Below are 16,343 nucleotides of genomic sequence, written 5' to 3' on the forward strand. Positions count from 1 at the left end.
CCGCCACCGATAAGGTGACGGGACTTTATCGGTAGAAAATTAACCTACAGTTTGTAAATCTTGCAAGCGGTATACATCCATTGGCAATTTCACGGCAAATGCCTGACAAACAGCTTCTGCGCCGTTGATGGTCGTGGTGTAATACACCTTGCCTTGCAGGGCAGCACGACGGATCATGGCAGAATCGTATTGAGCCTGTTTGCCTTCAGTTGTGTTGACAATAAGATGAATTTCACCATTTTTCAAGCGGTCAACAATATGTGGGCGACCTTCGGTCACTTTATTGACAGCTTCACATTCAATACCGGCGTCTTTCAGTACACGGTGTGTACCGTTGGTCGCAACAAGTTTGAAACCGTAGTCAATCAACTGTTGAGCAATCTTGGCAATGTATTTCTTGTCAGATTCACGAACTGACAGGAATGCATGCTTGACTTCGCCTTCGGTTGGCAAGCCTGGCAGGCGCTCGTTAGAGCCCAGTACCGCCTTGTAGAAGGCTTCACCAAAGCTTTGGCCTACACCCATGACTTCACCTGTAGACTTCATCTCAGGCCCAAGCATCGGGTCTACACCAGGGAACTTGGCAAATGGGAACACGGCTTCTTTGACGGCGAAACGTGTCGGAATGATTTCTTTGGTAAAACCTTGAGACTCAAGTGATTGGCCTGCCATACAACGTGCAGCCACTTTCGCTAAAGAATCACCAATACATTTCGATACGAATGGTACGGTACGTGATGCACGTGGGTTCACTTCAAGCACGTAAACATCATCACCTTTTACGGCGAACTGAACGTTCATCAAGCCCACAACGCCCAGCTCTTTTGCCATTGCAACAGTCTGGCGACGCATTTCATCCTGGATTTCTTGTGATAAAGAATAAGGCGGAATCGAACATGCCGAGTCACCAGAGTGAATACCCGCCTGTTCAATATGCTGCATGATCCCGCCGATCACCACATCTTTACCGTCAGATACGCAGTCAACGTCGACTTCAGTTGCATCGTCAAGGAAATGGTCAAGCAGGACAGGGGCTTCATTGGAAGCCTGTACTGCTTCACGAAGGTAACGTTTCAGTTCTTCTTCGTTATAGACGATTTCCATCGCACGGCCGCCCAGTACATAAGACGGACGTACAACCAATGGATAGCCAACTTTAGCCGCTTCAGAGATACCTTCTTCAGCAGATTTTACAATGCTGTTGTTCGGTTGACGAAGCTGTAAACGCTGGATCATTTGCTGGAAGCGTTCACGGTCTTCTGCACGGTCAATTGCATCTGGAGATGTACCAATGATCGGTGTACCGGCTTCTTCTAAAGCACGTGCCAATTTAAGCGGGGTCTGGCCACCGTACTGTACGATCACGCCTTTCGGTTTTTCGGTACGTACGATTTCAAGTACATCTTCAAGTGTTACAGGCTCGAAGTATAGACGGTCAGAGGTGTCATAGTCGGTAGAAACCGTTTCAGGGTTACAGTTCACCATGATGGTTTCATAACCGTCTTCACGCATCGCCAACGCAGCGTGTACACAGCAGTAGTCAAACTCGATCCCTTGACCGATACGGTTCGGACCGCCACCAATTACCATGATCTTGTCACGGTTTGATGGGTTCGCTTCACATTCTTCATCGTAAGTTGAATACATGTAGGCGGTACCAGATTCAAACTCGGCAGCACAGGTATCCACACGTTTGTAAACCGGGTAAACCCCCAGGTTCCAACGTTGCTTACGGAATTGTTTCTGAGAAATACCCATCAGGTCTGCAATACGCAGGTCAGATAAACCCTTGCGCTTGAATGAGCGGATATTGTCAGCATTCAAATCACCAAAGCCCAAGGTCTTGACTTGTGCTTCAGTCTTGATGATGTCTTCGATCTGGATCAGGAACCAGCGGTCGATCTTGGTCGCTTCAAATACGTCATCTAAAGTGAAACCGTGACGGAATGCATCTGCAACATACCAGATACGCTCAGGGCCCGGTACTTTCAACTCTTTCAGGATGATGTCTTTGGCGTTGGCTGTACCTGCTTCGATTTTTTCATCAAAGCCGCTTACACCTACTTCAAGACCGCGAAGTGCTTTTTGTACAGATTCCTGGAAGTTACGGCCAATTGCCATCACTTCACCCACAGATTTCATCTGGGTAGTTAATACCGGCTCAGCTTGCGGGAATTTCTCGAAGTTAAAACGAGGAATCTTGGTGACAACGTAGTCGATCGAAGGCTCGAAAGATGCTGGTGTTACGCCGCCAGTGATGTCATTTTTCAATTCATCAAGGGTATAACCAACAGCCAGTTTCGCTGCAATTTTTGCAATCGGGAAACCGGTTGCCTTAGAGGCAAGTGCAGATGAACGGGAAACACGCGGGTTCATTTCGATCACGACCATACGGCCATCTTTCGGGTTAATACCGAACTGAACGTTTGAACCACCAGTCTCAACACCGATTTCACGCAGAACGGCAACCGAAGCATTACGCATTAACTGGTATTCTTTGTCGGTCAGGGTTTGCGCTGGTGCAACCGTGATCGAGTCACCTGTGTGAACGCCCATCGGGTCGAAGTTTTCGATCGCACAGACGATGATACAGTTGTCGTTTTTGTCACGAACAACTTCCATCTCGTACTCTTTCCAGCCAATTAAAGATTCATCGATCAATAACTGGTGTGTAGGAGAGAGGTCGAAACCACGTTCACAGATTTCAAGGAATTCTTCGCGGTTATAGGCGATACCGCCACCTGAACCACCCATGGTGAACGATGGACGGATAATAACCGGGAAACCAAAGCGTGACTGGATTTCCAAAGCCTCTTCCATTGTTTCGGCAATGGCTGCTTTTGGACATTCCAGACCGATTTTACGCATCGCGATATCGAACAGCTTACGATCTTCTGCTTTTTCGATGGCGTCTTTGGTCGCACCGATCAGTTCAACATTGTATTTTTCAAGAACACCATGCTCATCAAGGGCGAGGGCACAGTTCAATGCAGTTTGTCCACCCATGGTTGGAAGGACTGCATCTGGACGTTCTTTTTCAATGATCTGTGCAACGGTTTGCCAGGTGATTGGCTCGATATAAGTTGCATCCGCCATTGAAGGGTCAGTCATAATGGTCGCCGGATTGGAGTTGACCAGAATAACGCGATAACCTTCTTCACGAAGTGCTTTACATGCTTGCGCACCAGAATAGTCAAACTCGCAGGCCTGACCAATGACAATAGGACCAGCACCAATAATTAAGATGCTTTTAATATCCGTACGTTTAGGCATTATTCGCTCCTTAATTACTTCTTAGCGGCTTCGATAAGTTCGATGAAATGATCGAACAATGGCGCACAGTCATGTGGGCCTGGGCTGGCTTCAGGGTGACCCTGGAAGCTGAATGCCGGTTTGTCAGTGCGATGAATACCCTGGTTTGTACCGTCAAACAGTGAACGATGTGTCACTTTCAGGTTTGCAGGTAAAGTACGCTCATCGACAGCAAAGCCGTGGTTTTGAGAAGTAATCATCACTGTACCGTTCTCAAGGTTTTGTACAGGATGGTTGGCGCCGTGGTGTCCGTGATTCATTTTCATGGTCTTGGCACCCGAAGCAAGGGCCAGAATCTGGTGACCCAAACAAATACCAAATACCGGTAATGTTGTGGTTTCAACGATGGTTTTGACTGCTTCAATGGCATAATCACATGCTGCCGGGTCACCAGGACCGTTTGACAAGAACACGCCATCCGGATTTAAGGCAAGTACCTTTTCAGCAGGGGTCTGGGCAGGCACCACGGTCAATTTACAGCCACGGTCTGCGAGCATACGTAAGATGTTGGTTTTGACACCATAATCGTATGCAACAACATGATATTTTAATTCTGGTTGAGTAAAGCCCTGACCTAAAGCCCAAGAGCCTTCAGTCCATTCAAAACCTTCAGGGTCACAGCATTCTTTTGCAAGATCGAGACCGTTTAAACCGCCAAATTCACGTGCTTTTGCAATGGCTTGTTCTTCTGTAATATTTTCGCCTGCAAGAATGCAACCGTTTTGCGCACCTTTGTCACGCAAGATACGTGTCAATTTACGGGTATCGATATCGGCAATCGCAACGACATTATGTTGTTGCAGATATTCACTTAATGATTGTTCAGAACGGAAGTTGCTGTGCAATAAAGGAAGATCACGGATAATCAGACCATTCGCCCATACTTTATGGATGCGACCTGATTCAACGTCTTCACTATTACAGCCAGTATTTCCAATATGAGGATAAGTCAACGTCACAAGCTGTTGTGCGTAACTCGGGTCGGTCAAAATTTCTTGATAACCAGTCATGGCAGTGTTAAAAACGACTTCACCAGTCGTACTACCCGATGCACCGATAGACGTTCCTTTAAAGATCGTTCCATCTGCGAGGGCTAAAATGGCGGGGGTGCTCAAACCAAAGCTCCTGAACTAAAACCACAAAAATAGGGCTGTAAAAAAGCGAGAAGACATAAAAAAAGGCAGGCTGTCTTAAAAAACATGCCCCTCCTTCCAGTCTGCTCGCTTGTAACTTAACAGCGCATTATACGCATGAGTGCGTGAAAAGTCTATGTGTTTTATTGATTAAAAGCAGGAATTGACGAATTCTTTTTGCGGGTTTCTACAAAAGCGTGTAATTGCAAAATCTCTCATCTTTATATGGTTATCATGACATATTATGCAAATTGTCTAACAATTTTATTATTGTTTAAGAAGTGAGCATTTTATTCTATAGACAGCCACAAATGAACAATCAAAAGAGGGGATATAAAATGGCTGAGAATCAGACTACACCAGTAAACGCCGAAGATGTGAAAGAGACGGTGGTTGAGAAAACCGCCAAAGTCAAAGAGGCGGTAGCAGAAAAAACTGCTGAAGTGAAAGGTACAGTGGCAGATAAAGCTGCAAAAGCCAAGGACAGCGTGGCTGAAAAGACGGCCAAGGCCAAAGAGGTAATTGCAGAGACCCAGGAGCAGGCGAAAGAAGTCCTTGCCGAAACTCAAGGTCAGGTCAAGGAAGCCTTGTCAGAAACACAAGAGAAAATTGAAACCGAAGCCAAAGAGCTGAATCAGAATATCCAGCACCAGCTTGCGCAAATCAAGCAGGATATTCTGGAGCGTATCGAAGTGATTAAGAGCCAGCTAAATTCATCTCAAGGCAATTTGCTCGAATTGAAAAATGCATTGAAAACCGAATTGAATGCACTGATTGAAGACCTGAGCAAAGTCAGCAAAGAACTCAAAGATGACATCAGCCAGATTTCGGTCAAGCATAAAGACACGCTGGTAGAAAGCTTTAAGCGTACCAAAGAGCAGGCAGTTGAAGCATGGAATAAAGTACGTGCAAGCTGATTTGGGATCGGCATAAAAAAAGCGAGAATTGTTCTCGCTTTTTTTATGCTTGAAAATTTAGAACTGATGTAACCAGTCACGTTTATTGTGGAAATCGGCCTGAGGGCTGCTGTGCTGCATTGCAAAATAATGCATCCCTTGCGTGGTATTTAAGACAGCTGTCAAGCCGATATAAAGATCAGCCCATTTCAGCTGATGCTGACGCATAAACAGGGAAAGATCCAGACTGACATTCAAACCATAGTGGGTACGTTGTAAATGGTTCAGCTCAATATCATACGCAGCCACAGGCGGCATATCTTCCGGGAAGCGGTACTCTTCAAACTGATAGACTTGCCACGCCTGAGAAGGGGAAAGATTGATTTCACGATAGAAATCTTCATCTTTCACACCCACAAAAATTTCAAAGCAGGTCTGTTCCCATAAAAAGTCGTGGCGTGGATGTGCCGTAACCTGATCTGGATAAATCAAAAACTGATTTGGGTCACGAACCCAAAAACCAACATTCAAGGTTGCTGGTGTTTGTTGCTCAATCGCCCCAACGACCGTAATGGCACTAAAGCGATCAAAAGCAGAAAGTTCATAACTTGCCATAAAAATTACTTATTACTTAAATGAGCAAAACGGACAAGGTTGGATAAGTGCTGGTTCTGTTTGGCTGCTTTCTTATAAAGCAACACGATCTTGCCAATTTTCTGTACCGATTCAGCGCCTGTTGCTTCAACAATCGCATCAATCACTGCACCACGTGCTTCGCGGTCTTCGCCCGCAATTTTCACTTTGATCAGCTCATGGTCGTTCAGTGCACGATTCGTTTCTTCAATGACGCTTTCTGTAAGACCTTGGCTACCAATCATTACAACTGGGTTAAGTGCATGACCGATTTGACGTAAGCGTTTACGTTCATGGATAGATAAAGCCGCCATTAAAAATACCTGATTGGAAAAACGACCTAGTATAACTTGCATCCCGGTTCTAAGATAGATTCAGCAGAGCATCCCATCAAACAAATATGTGAAAAATTACTGAAATAACCAATCAGGCTGATCGAAAAAAATCTGTAAAAGTTCGTGTGAATGCAGTACATCTGTACTGTAATGAGGGTAATTTTCACGTACAATGACTAATCAGAAGTTTTTTGAAATTTAGTGAGTTATGGCGACACGCATTACCAATCAAAAATTGTCTAAAAGCAGTCGTGCCTGGATGAGAGAGCATCTGGATGACCCTTTTGTAAAGAAAGCGCAAAAGGAAGGTTATCGTGCGCGTGCAGCGTATAAATTACTTGAAATCCAAGAAAAATATAAAATGATCAAGCCGGGCATGACCGTGGTTGACTTGGGGGCTGCGCCAGGAAGCTGGTCCCAGATTGCAGGCAAGCTGGTCGGTGTAAATGGTCTGGTGATTGCTTCAGATATCTTGCCGATGGATGCACTGCCAGATGTGACCTTCCTGCAAGGGGACTTCCGCGAAGAAGAAGTTTTCGAAAAATTGTTAAATATTTTAAATGGACGTCAGGTAGACGTTGTAATTTCGGATATGGCCCCCAATACATCAGGTAATAGGGCTGTTGACCAGCCGCGCCAGATTTACCTGTGTGAACTGGCTTTGGACTTTGCTCAGAAAGTACTTGGGCCAAACGGGCAGTTTATTGTTAAAGTGTTCCAGGGTTCAGGTTTCGATGAGTTCAGGAAACAGGTGGTCGATAGTTTTGATGTATTAAAAACAGCCAAACCTGCGGCATCACGTGCCCGGTCAAAAGAAGTTTTTTTGATTGGTCAGGGTCGCAAAAAAGCATTGCAATAAAAGTGTACTTGCCAAGTTGTTAAAAATTGTGCATTTTGTACCTTTTAAGTTTTTTGCAACGCAAATTCATTGCTGTTTTTGTGAAGGTCAGCCAAGATTAGGTATGATCAAATTAGATTGATATGGGAATAAAGCCTTGAGCGATTACTTCAAGAATGCCGTATTGTGGCTCATCATACTCGGTGTTCTGATTTTGATTTTTAGCAACGTCAGTGACCGCAATAAGCCTGCAGCGATGAAATATTCTGATTTCGTTGCAGCGGTGAATGCTGGGCAAATTAAACAAGTCACAATCGACGGTTTAAATATTAGTGGTGAAAAGACCAATGGTTCTTCCTTCGAGACGGTTCGCCCACAAGTCGAAGACACTGAGTTGCTACCAAGCTTGAATAAACAGAATGTAGTGGTTGAGGGTACAGCACCGCAACGTCAAGGCATTTTGATGCAACTTCTCATTGCGAGTTTCCCGGTATTGCTCATCATCTTATTATTCATGTTCTTCATGCGTAATATGGGCGGTGGTGCTGGTGGCAAAAACGGTCCTATGAGTTTTGGCAAGTCAAAAGCGAAGATGTTATCTGAAGATCAAATCAAGTTAACATTTAGTGACGTCGCTGGCTGTGATGAAGCAAAACAAGAAGTGGTTGAAATCGTTGATTTCTTAAAAGACCCTGCCAAATTCAAACGCCTTGGTGCAACCATTCCGCGTGGTGTGTTGATGGTTGGCCCTCCGGGTACCGGTAAAACATTGCTGGCAAAAGCCATTGCGGGTGAAGCGAAGGTTCCGTTCTTTAGTATTTCCGGTTCTGACTTTGTTGAAATGTTTGTCGGTGTCGGTGCATCACGTGTTCGTGACATGTTTGAACAGGCAAAACGCCATGCACCATGTATCATCTTTATTGACGAGATTGATGCAGTCGGCCGTCATCGTGGTTCGGGTACTGGTGGTGGACATGATGAACGCGAACAGACCCTGAACCAGATGCTTGTCGAGATGGATGGTTTTGAAGGCAATGAAGGTGTGATCGTAATTGCTGCAACCAACCGTGTTGATGTACTGGATAAGGCCTTACTTCGTCCTGGCCGTTTTGACCGTCAGGTGATGGTCGGTTTACCAGACATCCGTGGCCGTGAGCAGATCCTGAACGTTCACTTGAAAAAACTACCTTCAGTCACTGGCGTGGATGTAAAAGTACTTGCACGTGGTACTCCAGGTTTCTCTGGTGCACAGTTGGCGAATCTGGTTAACGAAGCTGCACTGTTTGCTGCTCGCCGTAATAAAAACACGGTCGACATGCATGACTTTGAAGATGCCAAAGACAAGATCTACATGGGGCCTGAACGCAAGTCGATGGTCATCCGTGAAGAAGAGCGCCGTGCAACGGCTTACCATGAGGCTGGACATGCGATTGTGGCCGAGATGTTACCGGGTACAGACCCTGTGCATAAGGTGACTATCATGCCACGTGGTTGGGCATTGGGTGTGACCTGGCAGCTTCCTGAGCAGGATCAGACCAGCCATTATAAAGACAAGATGCTGAATGAGCTTTCGATCTTGTTTGGTGGCCGTATTGCAGAAGAAGTATTTATCAACCAGATGTCAACAGGCGCATCTAACGACTTTGAACGTGCAACCAAGATGGCACGTGCCATGGTCACCAAATACGGTATGTCAGATAAGCTTGGCGTCATGGTCTACGAAGATGAAAACCAGAATGGTTTCTTCGGTAATGTCGGTAGCCGTACCATTTCTGAAGCGACACAACAGAAAGTCGATGAAGAAGTACGCCGTATCCTTGACGAGCAATATAAAGTTGCGCGTGAGATCCTTGAAAATAACAAAGAGATTGCACATGCAATGGTTAAAGCGTTAATGGATTGGGAAACAATCGATCGTGACCAGATCCGTGACATCATGGAAGGTCGTGAACCGCAACCACCTAAAGTTTATGTTGCTGAAAATCCAGTGGCTGCATTTGAACCACCAAAAGATGGTCCATCTACACCACCACCATTACCAGCCATGGGCTAATCAACGGTTAAATAGAAAAGAGCGACTCCGGTCGCTCTTTTTTTATCTGGTTTTTTACCTAAACTGAAAATAAATCATCATGATCGCTGCTGCGGTATGGTTAAAATAAGCCTGTTTAAGTGTAAAGAGTCTTGATGATGCAGTTAATGCCATTACCACAATCTCAATTACAGTGTGGCCGTTTAAAGCTCGACCTTTCCCGACCTCAGGTGATGGGCATCCTGAATGTGACCCCAGATTCATTCAGTGATGGTGGACAGCATCATCAAAAAGACCAGGCAGTCGAGCATGCCTTGCAAATGATGGAACAGGGCGCAACCATCATTGATATTGGAGGGGAGTCGACCCGTCCGAATGCCTCACCTGTGGCACTACAGGAAGAGCTTCGTCGTGTGATCCCTGTGGTGGAGGCATTAGCCAGCTATGATGTGATCATGTCGATTGATACCAGCCAGCCCGAAGTGATGCGTGCCGCTGTACAAGCCGGTGCACATATCTGGAATGACGTGCGTGCCTTGACCCGACCGCAGGCATTGCAAACGGCAGCCGAGTTAAATATCCCTGTGGTATTGATGCATATGCGTGGCGAACCGACCAATATGAATCAGCTAGACCAATATGATGATGTAACCGAGGACGTGATTCAGGAGTTGCAGCAACGTCTGGATCAGGCCCTTGCAGTAGGCATCCGACCTGAAAATATTATTCTTGACCCGGGCTTTGGCTTTGCCAAAAATGCACAGCAGAACTTCCGGTTATTGAATGAATTCTGGAAGCTGAACCGGATGGGCTACCCCATCTTGTCAGGCCTGTCGCGGAAACGTTTTATTGGTGAAGCACTGGATGGTGTGCCTGCACAACAGCGTACCGTAGGAAGTGTTACAGGGCATCTACTCAGCATTCAGCAAGGGGCCAGTATTGTCCGGGCGCATGATGTAAAAGCCACCTGTGATGCGATCAAGGTCTGGCAGATGATGCAAAACAGCTAGGCTTGCATATGTCAGTAGGGCCTCCGGGCGCTATTGACTTGCCAGATCCGATTCAATATAACAAGACTATAAAGTAAGCTTGGTGAAATTAAAAAATGGAAAATAAAACAATTACATATAAAAGCTTATGGGGATGCGCCCTTATTTTAAGCCTGGGTTTTATTGTTTCTGCTATGGTGATGGGCTTTGCCCTGAAGCAGTTTAATAGCAGTAAAAATTCCATTACGGTCAAGGGATTGGCTGAAAAACCGATTCAGGCTGATTCGGCACGCTGGGAGATTCATTTACAGACCAGTCCTGCTTCCGACACGATTCCACAGGCCTATCAGATGCTTGATCAGCAAATGAAAGCCTTGCAAGCTTTCTTTGTGGAACATGGTTTTAAGGCCGCGGACATGCAACTGGGCAATAAAGCCTCGCAACCCTATTATGAAGAAGTCAATATGGGAGATGGGCGTATCAATCGCGAGTTTAAAGGCTATACCGCTTTACAAAATCTGGTCATTACCAGCCGTGATATCAAAAAAATTGAACAGGCAGCCCGAGATGCTTATCTGCTGGATGAAAAGGGCATCGCCATTGAACAGAAACCTGAATATCTGGTGTCGAAACTGGAAGAAATCAAAATGTCGCTGATAGCCAATGCCACTCAAAATGCCCACAACCGTGCCAATGAGTTTGCCAAGGTGGGCGGTGTCAAGGTGGGGATGATGCGTTCAGCCAGTCAGGGCGCCTTTTATATTTTACCGGAAAGCGGTTCGGATGATGACAGTGATTATGGCGGTGCTTATGACAAGGCAACCATCAATAAAATTGCCCGTGTGGTGGTCACCATCAATTATGCGATTGATTAGAACCATGATTTAGTGCATTGATCAGCCATTCTGGAAAGATACATTCAAATACGGTGTATCTTTCTTTTTTTACATACAATTCTGTGTATTGCGGCTTTATTTGAACAATGAAATAAATTGGGGGAATTGAACAATGCATCAAGCAACAAAAATTTTAACCTTGAGTGGGCTCAGTTGCATGATCATGGCCTGTAGTACACCGGTTAAACAGTATGATCAGGTTGCAGTTGAAACCACTCTGCCTGTAGCGCCATCACCGATGACCCTGTCAAATCAGGCCTTGGCACATACACGAAAAATGATCGCACCAGCATCTTATATTGCGGTCATGCCCACCATGGAAAGACCGCGCCTAGAGCAGAACACTGAAAAATATCAAAACAATGCGGTTAATCCGGTTCACCGGGTCGCTGATCAGGCAGTTTCAACATTTAGTATTGATGTAGATACTGGCGGTTATAGCAACACCCGTCGTTTTTTAAATGACGGGCGCTTACCGCCTGTCGATGCCGTTCGTGTCGAGGAGATGATCAATTATTTTGATTATCAGTATCCGCAGCCCAAGAGCATTCATCCTTTTTCTGTCAGCACGGAAACGGTAGATTCGCCGTGGCAAGCCAATGCCAAACTGATCAAAATCGGGATTCAAGCCAAAGATTTAAGTACCAGTCAATTGCCACCTGCCAATCTGGTCTTTTTGGTCGATGTTTCGGGCAGTATGGATGCAGCAGACAAACTGCCGCTGGTGAAGCAGACTTTACGCTTGCTGACCGAGCAACTCCGTCCACAGGACAAAGTCACCATTATTACTTATGCCAGCGGTGAAAAACTGGTACTGGAACCGACCGCAGGTAATCAAAAAGACAAGATACTGGCCGTGATTAATGCCTTGCAGGCAGGCGGGGCAACTGCGGGCGAGCAAGCCATACAACTGGCCTATCAGCAGGCGGAAAAGGCGTTGGTAAAAAATGGCATCAACCGTATTCTGCTGGCGACAGACGGGGACTTTAATGTGGGGATTACCGATTTTAACAGCTTGAAAGGTATGGTCGCTGAGAAGCGTAAAAGCGGTATTTCATTAACAACATTGGGTTTTGGTACAGGCAATTATAATGAGCAGTTAATGGAACAGCTGGCAGATGCTGGCGATGGCAATTACAGTTATATCGACAATAAAAATGAAGCAAAAAAAGTGATACAACGTCAGCTTTCATCAACGCTTGCCACGGTCGCCCAGGACGTCAAGATTCAGGTCGAGTTTAATCCTGCAACGGTGAAAGAATACCGTTTAGTCGGCTATGAAAACCGGATGTTAAAGCAGGAAGATTTTAACAATGACAAGGTGGATGCCGGGGATATTGGAGCGGGACATAATGTCACGGCCATTTACGAAATTATTCCGGCTGGTCAACAGGGCTGGCTCAATGATTCACGTTATCAGGCATCGACAAAAACTGACACAATGAAAAAGTCCGAATATGCTTATGTTAACTTGCGCTATAAATTACCCGGTCAAGACCAAAGTATTGTATTGAGTCAGGCTGTCAAGGCCGAAAGCAGAGCATTGGCTCAGGCCAATAATGATACCCGTTTTGCCATTGCCGTGGCTTCTTATGCCCAGCAGTTAAAAGGCGGACAGTATAATGGCACGATGGGGTGGGATCAGATTATCCAGCTTGCGCAGCAGTCAGCCCAACCGGATCCTTACCAGATGCGTGAGGAGTTTATCGAACTTGCCAAAATTGCCAAAAGCCTGGCTGCGAAAAAAAATTAAGCCCTGTTTTTAGGCGAAGGTCGGTATCTGACCTGCAATGTCAAACGCAGGATCGTGCTTTTCAAGATATTTCAGGCCTCCTCTCAGCCCAGGGAGGAGGGACGGCTGAACGGGATTGCAGGTGCCAAGCAGGCGGCAAGGCCTGCTTTTTTTTCGGCTAAAATATCGTGATTTTGGCCGGATTATGGTATAAGCATGGCGTTTTATTGGCATATTATTTTTTATGTTTGAAAATTTACTTCTCCCGATGTTTGACGATGAATATTATCCCGATATTCTCGTTGCTGAACTGAAACAGCATATTCTCCAGTTTGCAAAAAAGGTGAGCCGTAGCGATTTAGCTGAAACGGAAATTTATCGTTTTGCGCATCAGACCCTGAGCGAAATTAACGAGATGAAACCGCAATTTGAAGATCTGGATTCCAGTCTCGATGACACTGCGGCAGATTATATTGCTGAAGCCATGATGATGGTGGTGCAGGATGTGGGTTATCTCGACATTGAAATGGAAGAACTGGTTGCCAATCGAGAGTGGTAAAATTCACTCTCGCCGGTTTTTTTAATATCGTCCATACTATTTTGACGCAGCCTCATGCCAAAGCTGTGGCAACATCATTTGCCCTGAAATCCATGCTTCAATTTTAGGCTGTTTTATTTTCTGATAATAAATACTCTGGGTATTGATGAGTAAACCCAGCGTATCGCCTTGCTGCAATGAGCCATTAATCCCCGCTAACTCAATACCAGATGGCTGTGCTCCTTCATGTCCGGTGTGTGTACTCTGGTCATCGCTTTGCTTTCGGGCTACATGAAAAGGCGTGGTCTGGTCATTTAAAATGTCATATTTGCCTGTTACTTTCGATTTGATTGCCATAGAAATAAATAAGGTAGCTGCTGTTGTCGACCGGGGCTCTACCTGCAATGACAGCAGTGGTGCACCAGTAATATAGGTGCGTTGGTTTGCCGTATAGATCGGGATAAAGACTGCCTGAGTCGCAGTCGGCACGATCCGGGTTTTATTCAGGATATAGGTGTTTGCAGGTATCAGTTCATTGAGTGTCGTGACTGGACTTTGATCGACACAGAGTTCTGGTAAGGTCATCAAGGGGGGCTGGTCTTTTAACTTCTGGTCAAACCAGTGCACAATCATTTTTTGCAGGTTATATTGTTGCTGGTTGCCACAATTCACGGTTTTACCGATATACCAGAACGGGGTATTGCCGCGTGGCGAATGTTGGGCAAAGGGCTGTAAATGGCCTCCCTGTACCCCGATCAAATGCACTTCATGTTGAGCCTGCCGGATACATTGTGCTGCCTTGACCGCTTCATTAAAAGGAAAAAGGACATCTCTGAATCCCTGAATAATCAGTGCATAGGCCTGCGGAGGCTGGTTATTGCTGCAAAACCAGCTGGCTTGATGGGTTTTCAGGAAATCATAGGTGGCAGGCTGTAACCGGCCTCGTTGGGTTGCAACATAAGCCTGTTTCAGTTCAGGATCAAACTTGTTCCAGTTCCACCAGTCTCCAATCAGGTTAAGAAAACCAATCCAGTTGCTTTTTGGTACGCCATTCGGTGCAAGGCTATTAATGAGGTCGTACCAGGTCGTGACAGGGACAATGGCCTGTAGACGAGGGTCAAGTGCCGAGGCCAGATATTGTACGCCACCTGCATAAGATTCTCCCACCATACCCGTACGCACGCCATAGCGGTTTTTCGCCAGTTGTGGCAGGTTGTGTTCTGCCCAGTTCATCAGGGTAATGACATCCTGGGCTTCTTTGTCCGGATCAGTCAGGCGGATTTTGCCCTGACTGTCCCCATGACCACGCTGGTCATAACTGATGACCCAATAGCGATTCTGCCATGCGGTTTTTGCTACCTGTCCGGTGGGGAGCAGGAAACCATACAGGCTCAGTTCCGGGCGTTTCATACGGGAGAGGCCAAAGCCATGTGTATGCAGGATTAACGGCGCACTCTGGCCGGGCTTTAAATGCGGTTGATAAACTGTAAAGGCCAGTACCGTCCCATCTGGCGCTGTGGTCTTTGCCTGATAATAACGCTGTTTCAGTTCGCTACTTTTGCCTGTGAGCATGCTGGTCTGGATGGTGGCATGGACACAACCTTGCAACACAAACATCAGGCAGGAGCAGAGCCAGAAAACGTAAGAACGCATAGATCATTTCATCCTTGAGCAAATCTTTGTGAAATCACGATGTGATCAGGACAGTTTACTCTGGCGTGATGATCGATACTATGACTGACAGACCCATGTTGACTGACCTGTCAGTTTTTAAGTGCGGGTCTATACTTTACTTTTTACGATAAGCATAGAGAAATAGGCCGAAGCAGAGTAAAACAAGGCCAGTCAGCAGATGCGAACTTAAGGCTTCATGGTTAAACCATGTGCCCCAGCACGTTGCAAGTACCGGTGTTAACAGGGTTGTCAGCATCACTGTGGTCGGGTTCAGTTGCTGGATAAGATGAAAGTAAAAAATCATGGCCAGAACCGAGGAAAATAATGCGCTATATAACAAAGCCAGGCCAGCTTGCAGACTTGGGAGCTGCTCAGGTGCATGGCTGAGGAAAAATGGCAATAGGCAAAGATAGGCCAACCAGGAAACCAGAGTTGAACCGGTGGTCTGCGTAATGGGATGAATTTCTGCCCCGATTTTGGCGACAGCAAACATGGACACGACGTACAGTAATACCGCTATGATTTCATAGATAACCCCGAGCCGATCTAGCTGGATATGCGTTGTTGCAATGCCTAGGGTGAGCGATAGCCCGCCAATTGCCAATATCAGCCCATACCACTGGCGTTTTAAAAACCGTTCACGCTTGAGTACAAACACGGCGATCAGCCCGGACCAGAGTGGTGCAGTTCCATAAATAATCGAAATCATGCCTGAAGGGATGCGGGTTGCGCCCATATAGCAAAAAGTCATGGAGCCGAACAGTCCAAGTGCTCCGGCACCATAACTGAGAAATGCAGTCTTGCTGATCGCCAGTTTCAGGCGAAAATAAAACAGACAGAGCAAGGCCAGGGGAACAGCCAGGCTAAACCGGAAAAAAAGCCCCCAGGCCCAATGAATTTCATGCACTGTCCAGACGGCAGCTAAAGGTGTCAATGACCAGATCAGCACCACGGCAATGAATTGACCGGCTGTAGCAAGGCGAGGGGGTACAAGGGCTACAGCCGGTTGCAGCTGTGGCATGGAGAGAACATTTTTTTCGGGCAACTGGGTCATGGCATTGTTCCTGTAATTACAACGGTGAAATGAAGTCAATAAAAAAGGCCGCTGCTGAGGCGACCTGTGGATTTAACTGATGTTTAACGTGTCATCATCTGAAATCGGTCAAGTCCCCTCGCTGGTATGCGCAGACACGTCGCCATGCCGCATGGACAGTAATGTCATGCGCAATTGCATTCGGGCGTGAAGAGGAAACGGTAGGAGGCAACATATAAAAAATTCAAACGTGATCGAGATCTTTTATAGCATAGGGTTTGCTTGAAAAATAGTCATTTTCT

At 46.2% G+C, this 16,343-nt stretch carries 13 protein-coding genes; 7 read left to right on the forward strand and 6 right to left on the reverse strand.

Annotated features, from left to right (window positions below):
* Positions 1–39 precede the first annotated feature (39 nt).
* Both carB and carA read right to left on the reverse strand, forming a co-directional pair.
* Positions 40–3,273, reverse strand: a complete 3,234-nt coding sequence (carB, locus tag OC23_RS00055; RefSeq protein ID WP_038341895.1) for a carbamoyl-phosphate synthase large subunit — start codon at positions 3,271–3,273, stop codon at positions 40–42.
* A gap of 14 nt (positions 3,274–3,287) precedes the next feature.
* Positions 3,288–4,427, reverse strand: coding sequence for a glutamine-hydrolyzing carbamoyl-phosphate synthase small subunit (gene carA, locus OC23_RS00060; RefSeq protein ID WP_038341896.1), 1,140 nt, complete (start codon positions 4,425–4,427; stop codon positions 3,288–3,290).
* 356 nt (positions 4,428–4,783) lie between these two features.
* Between carA and OC23_RS00065 the strand changes: the two genes are divergently transcribed.
* A complete protein-coding gene (locus tag OC23_RS00065; RefSeq protein WP_038341897.1) occupies positions 4,784–5,362 on the forward strand; it encodes a hypothetical protein in 579 nt (192 codons plus the stop codon).
* Positions 5,363–5,419: 57 nt separating this feature from the next.
* Here the strand turns inward: OC23_RS00065 and OC23_RS00070 are convergent, their stop codons facing one another.
* Both OC23_RS00070 and yhbY read right to left on the reverse strand, forming a co-directional pair.
* Positions 5,420–5,956, reverse strand: coding sequence for a DOMON-like domain-containing protein (locus OC23_RS00070; RefSeq protein ID WP_038341899.1), 537 nt, complete (start codon positions 5,954–5,956; stop codon positions 5,420–5,422).
* Positions 5,957–5,961: 5 nt separating this feature from the next.
* A complete protein-coding gene (yhbY, locus tag OC23_RS00075; protein ID WP_038341900.1) occupies positions 5,962–6,288 on the reverse strand; it encodes a ribosome assembly RNA-binding protein YhbY in 327 nt (108 codons plus the stop codon).
* A gap of 229 nt (positions 6,289–6,517) precedes the next feature.
* Between yhbY and rlmE the strand changes: the two genes are divergently transcribed.
* The 6 genes from rlmE (at position 6,518) to OC23_RS00105 (ending at position 13,355) form a co-directional block, all read left to right on the forward strand.
* Positions 6,518–7,168 carry a 23S rRNA (uridine(2552)-2'-O)-methyltransferase RlmE gene (rlmE, locus tag OC23_RS00080; protein WP_038341901.1) on the forward strand — a complete coding sequence of 217 codons (651 nt, stop codon included), beginning with the start codon at positions 6,518–6,520 and terminating at the stop codon, positions 7,166–7,168.
* Positions 7,169–7,304: 136 nt separating this feature from the next.
* Positions 7,305–9,200: an ATP-dependent zinc metalloprotease FtsH gene (gene ftsH / locus OC23_RS00085; protein WP_038341903.1), complete on the forward strand. Its 1,896-nt coding sequence runs from the start codon at positions 7,305–7,307 to the stop codon at positions 9,198–9,200.
* Positions 9,201–9,337: 137 nt separating this feature from the next.
* Positions 9,338–10,189, forward strand: a complete 852-nt coding sequence (gene folP, locus OC23_RS00090) for a dihydropteroate synthase (protein WP_038342557.1) — start codon at positions 9,338–9,340, stop codon at positions 10,187–10,189.
* 95 nt (positions 10,190–10,284) lie between these two features.
* Positions 10,285–11,043, forward strand: coding sequence for an SIMPL domain-containing protein (locus tag OC23_RS00095; protein WP_038341905.1), 759 nt, complete (start codon positions 10,285–10,287; stop codon positions 11,041–11,043).
* Positions 11,044–11,176: 133 nt separating this feature from the next.
* Positions 11,177–12,817 (forward strand): vWA domain-containing protein, encoded by a 1,641-nt coding sequence (locus tag OC23_RS00100; protein WP_038341906.1) that lies wholly within the window; start codon positions 11,177–11,179, stop codon positions 12,815–12,817.
* 223 nt (positions 12,818–13,040) lie between these two features.
* Positions 13,041–13,355, forward strand: coding sequence for a DUF5713 family protein (locus tag OC23_RS00105; RefSeq protein WP_038341907.1), 315 nt, complete (start codon positions 13,041–13,043; stop codon positions 13,353–13,355).
* Between the two features lie 36 nt (positions 13,356–13,391).
* On the opposite strand, the gene OC23_RS00110 is transcribed toward OC23_RS00105, so the two are convergent.
* Together OC23_RS00110 and OC23_RS00115 are read right to left on the reverse strand one after the other, a co-directional pair.
* The gene (locus tag OC23_RS00110) at positions 13,392–14,987 is read right to left on the reverse strand and encodes a CocE/NonD family hydrolase (protein ID WP_038341908.1); all 1,596 of its coding nucleotides are present in this window, start codon (positions 14,985–14,987) and stop codon (positions 13,392–13,394) included.
* A 136-nt stretch (positions 14,988–15,123) separates the two neighbouring features.
* Positions 15,124–16,062: a DMT family transporter gene (locus tag OC23_RS00115; protein WP_038341909.1), complete on the reverse strand. Its 939-nt coding sequence runs from the start codon at positions 16,060–16,062 to the stop codon at positions 15,124–15,126.
* Positions 16,063–16,343: the final 281 nt, after the last annotated feature.

It is taken from the genome of Acinetobacter sp. A47, from assembly GCF_000805455.1.
GTDB lineage: Bacteria > Pseudomonadota > Gammaproteobacteria > Pseudomonadales > Moraxellaceae > Acinetobacter.

Excerpts from the sequence above, each read along its gene's own strand:
- carB (WP_038341895.1), bottom strand. The coding sequence starts at position 3,273 with ATGCCTAAACGTACGGATATTAAAAGCATCTTAATTATTGGTGCTGGT.
- OC23_RS00065 (WP_038341897.1), top strand. The coding sequence starts at position 4,784 with ATGGCTGAGAATCAGACTACACCAGTAAACGCCGAAGATGTGAAAGAG.
- OC23_RS00070 (WP_038341899.1), bottom strand. The coding sequence starts at position 5,956 with ATGGCAAGTTATGAACTTTCTGCTTTTGATCGCTTTAGTGCCATTACG.
- yhbY (WP_038341900.1), bottom strand. The coding sequence starts at position 6,288 with ATGGCGGCTTTATCTATCCATGAACGTAAACGCTTACGTCAAATCGGT.
- rlmE (WP_038341901.1), top strand. The coding sequence starts at position 6,518 with ATGGCGACACGCATTACCAATCAAAAATTGTCTAAAAGCAGTCGTGCC.
- folP (WP_038342557.1), top strand. The coding sequence starts at position 9,338 with ATGCAGTTAATGCCATTACCACAATCTCAATTACAGTGTGGCCGTTTA.
- OC23_RS00095 (WP_038341905.1), top strand. The coding sequence starts at position 10,285 with ATGGAAAATAAAACAATTACATATAAAAGCTTATGGGGATGCGCCCTT.
- OC23_RS00100 (WP_038341906.1), top strand. The coding sequence starts at position 11,177 with ATGCATCAAGCAACAAAAATTTTAACCTTGAGTGGGCTCAGTTGCATG.
- OC23_RS00105 (WP_038341907.1), top strand. The coding sequence starts at position 13,041 with ATGTTTGAAAATTTACTTCTCCCGATGTTTGACGATGAATATTATCCC.
- OC23_RS00110 (WP_038341908.1), bottom strand. The coding sequence starts at position 14,987 with ATGCGTTCTTACGTTTTCTGGCTCTGCTCCTGCCTGATGTTTGTGTTG.
- OC23_RS00115 (WP_038341909.1), bottom strand. The coding sequence starts at position 16,062 with ATGACCCAGTTGCCCGAAAAAAATGTTCTCTCCATGCCACAGCTGCAA.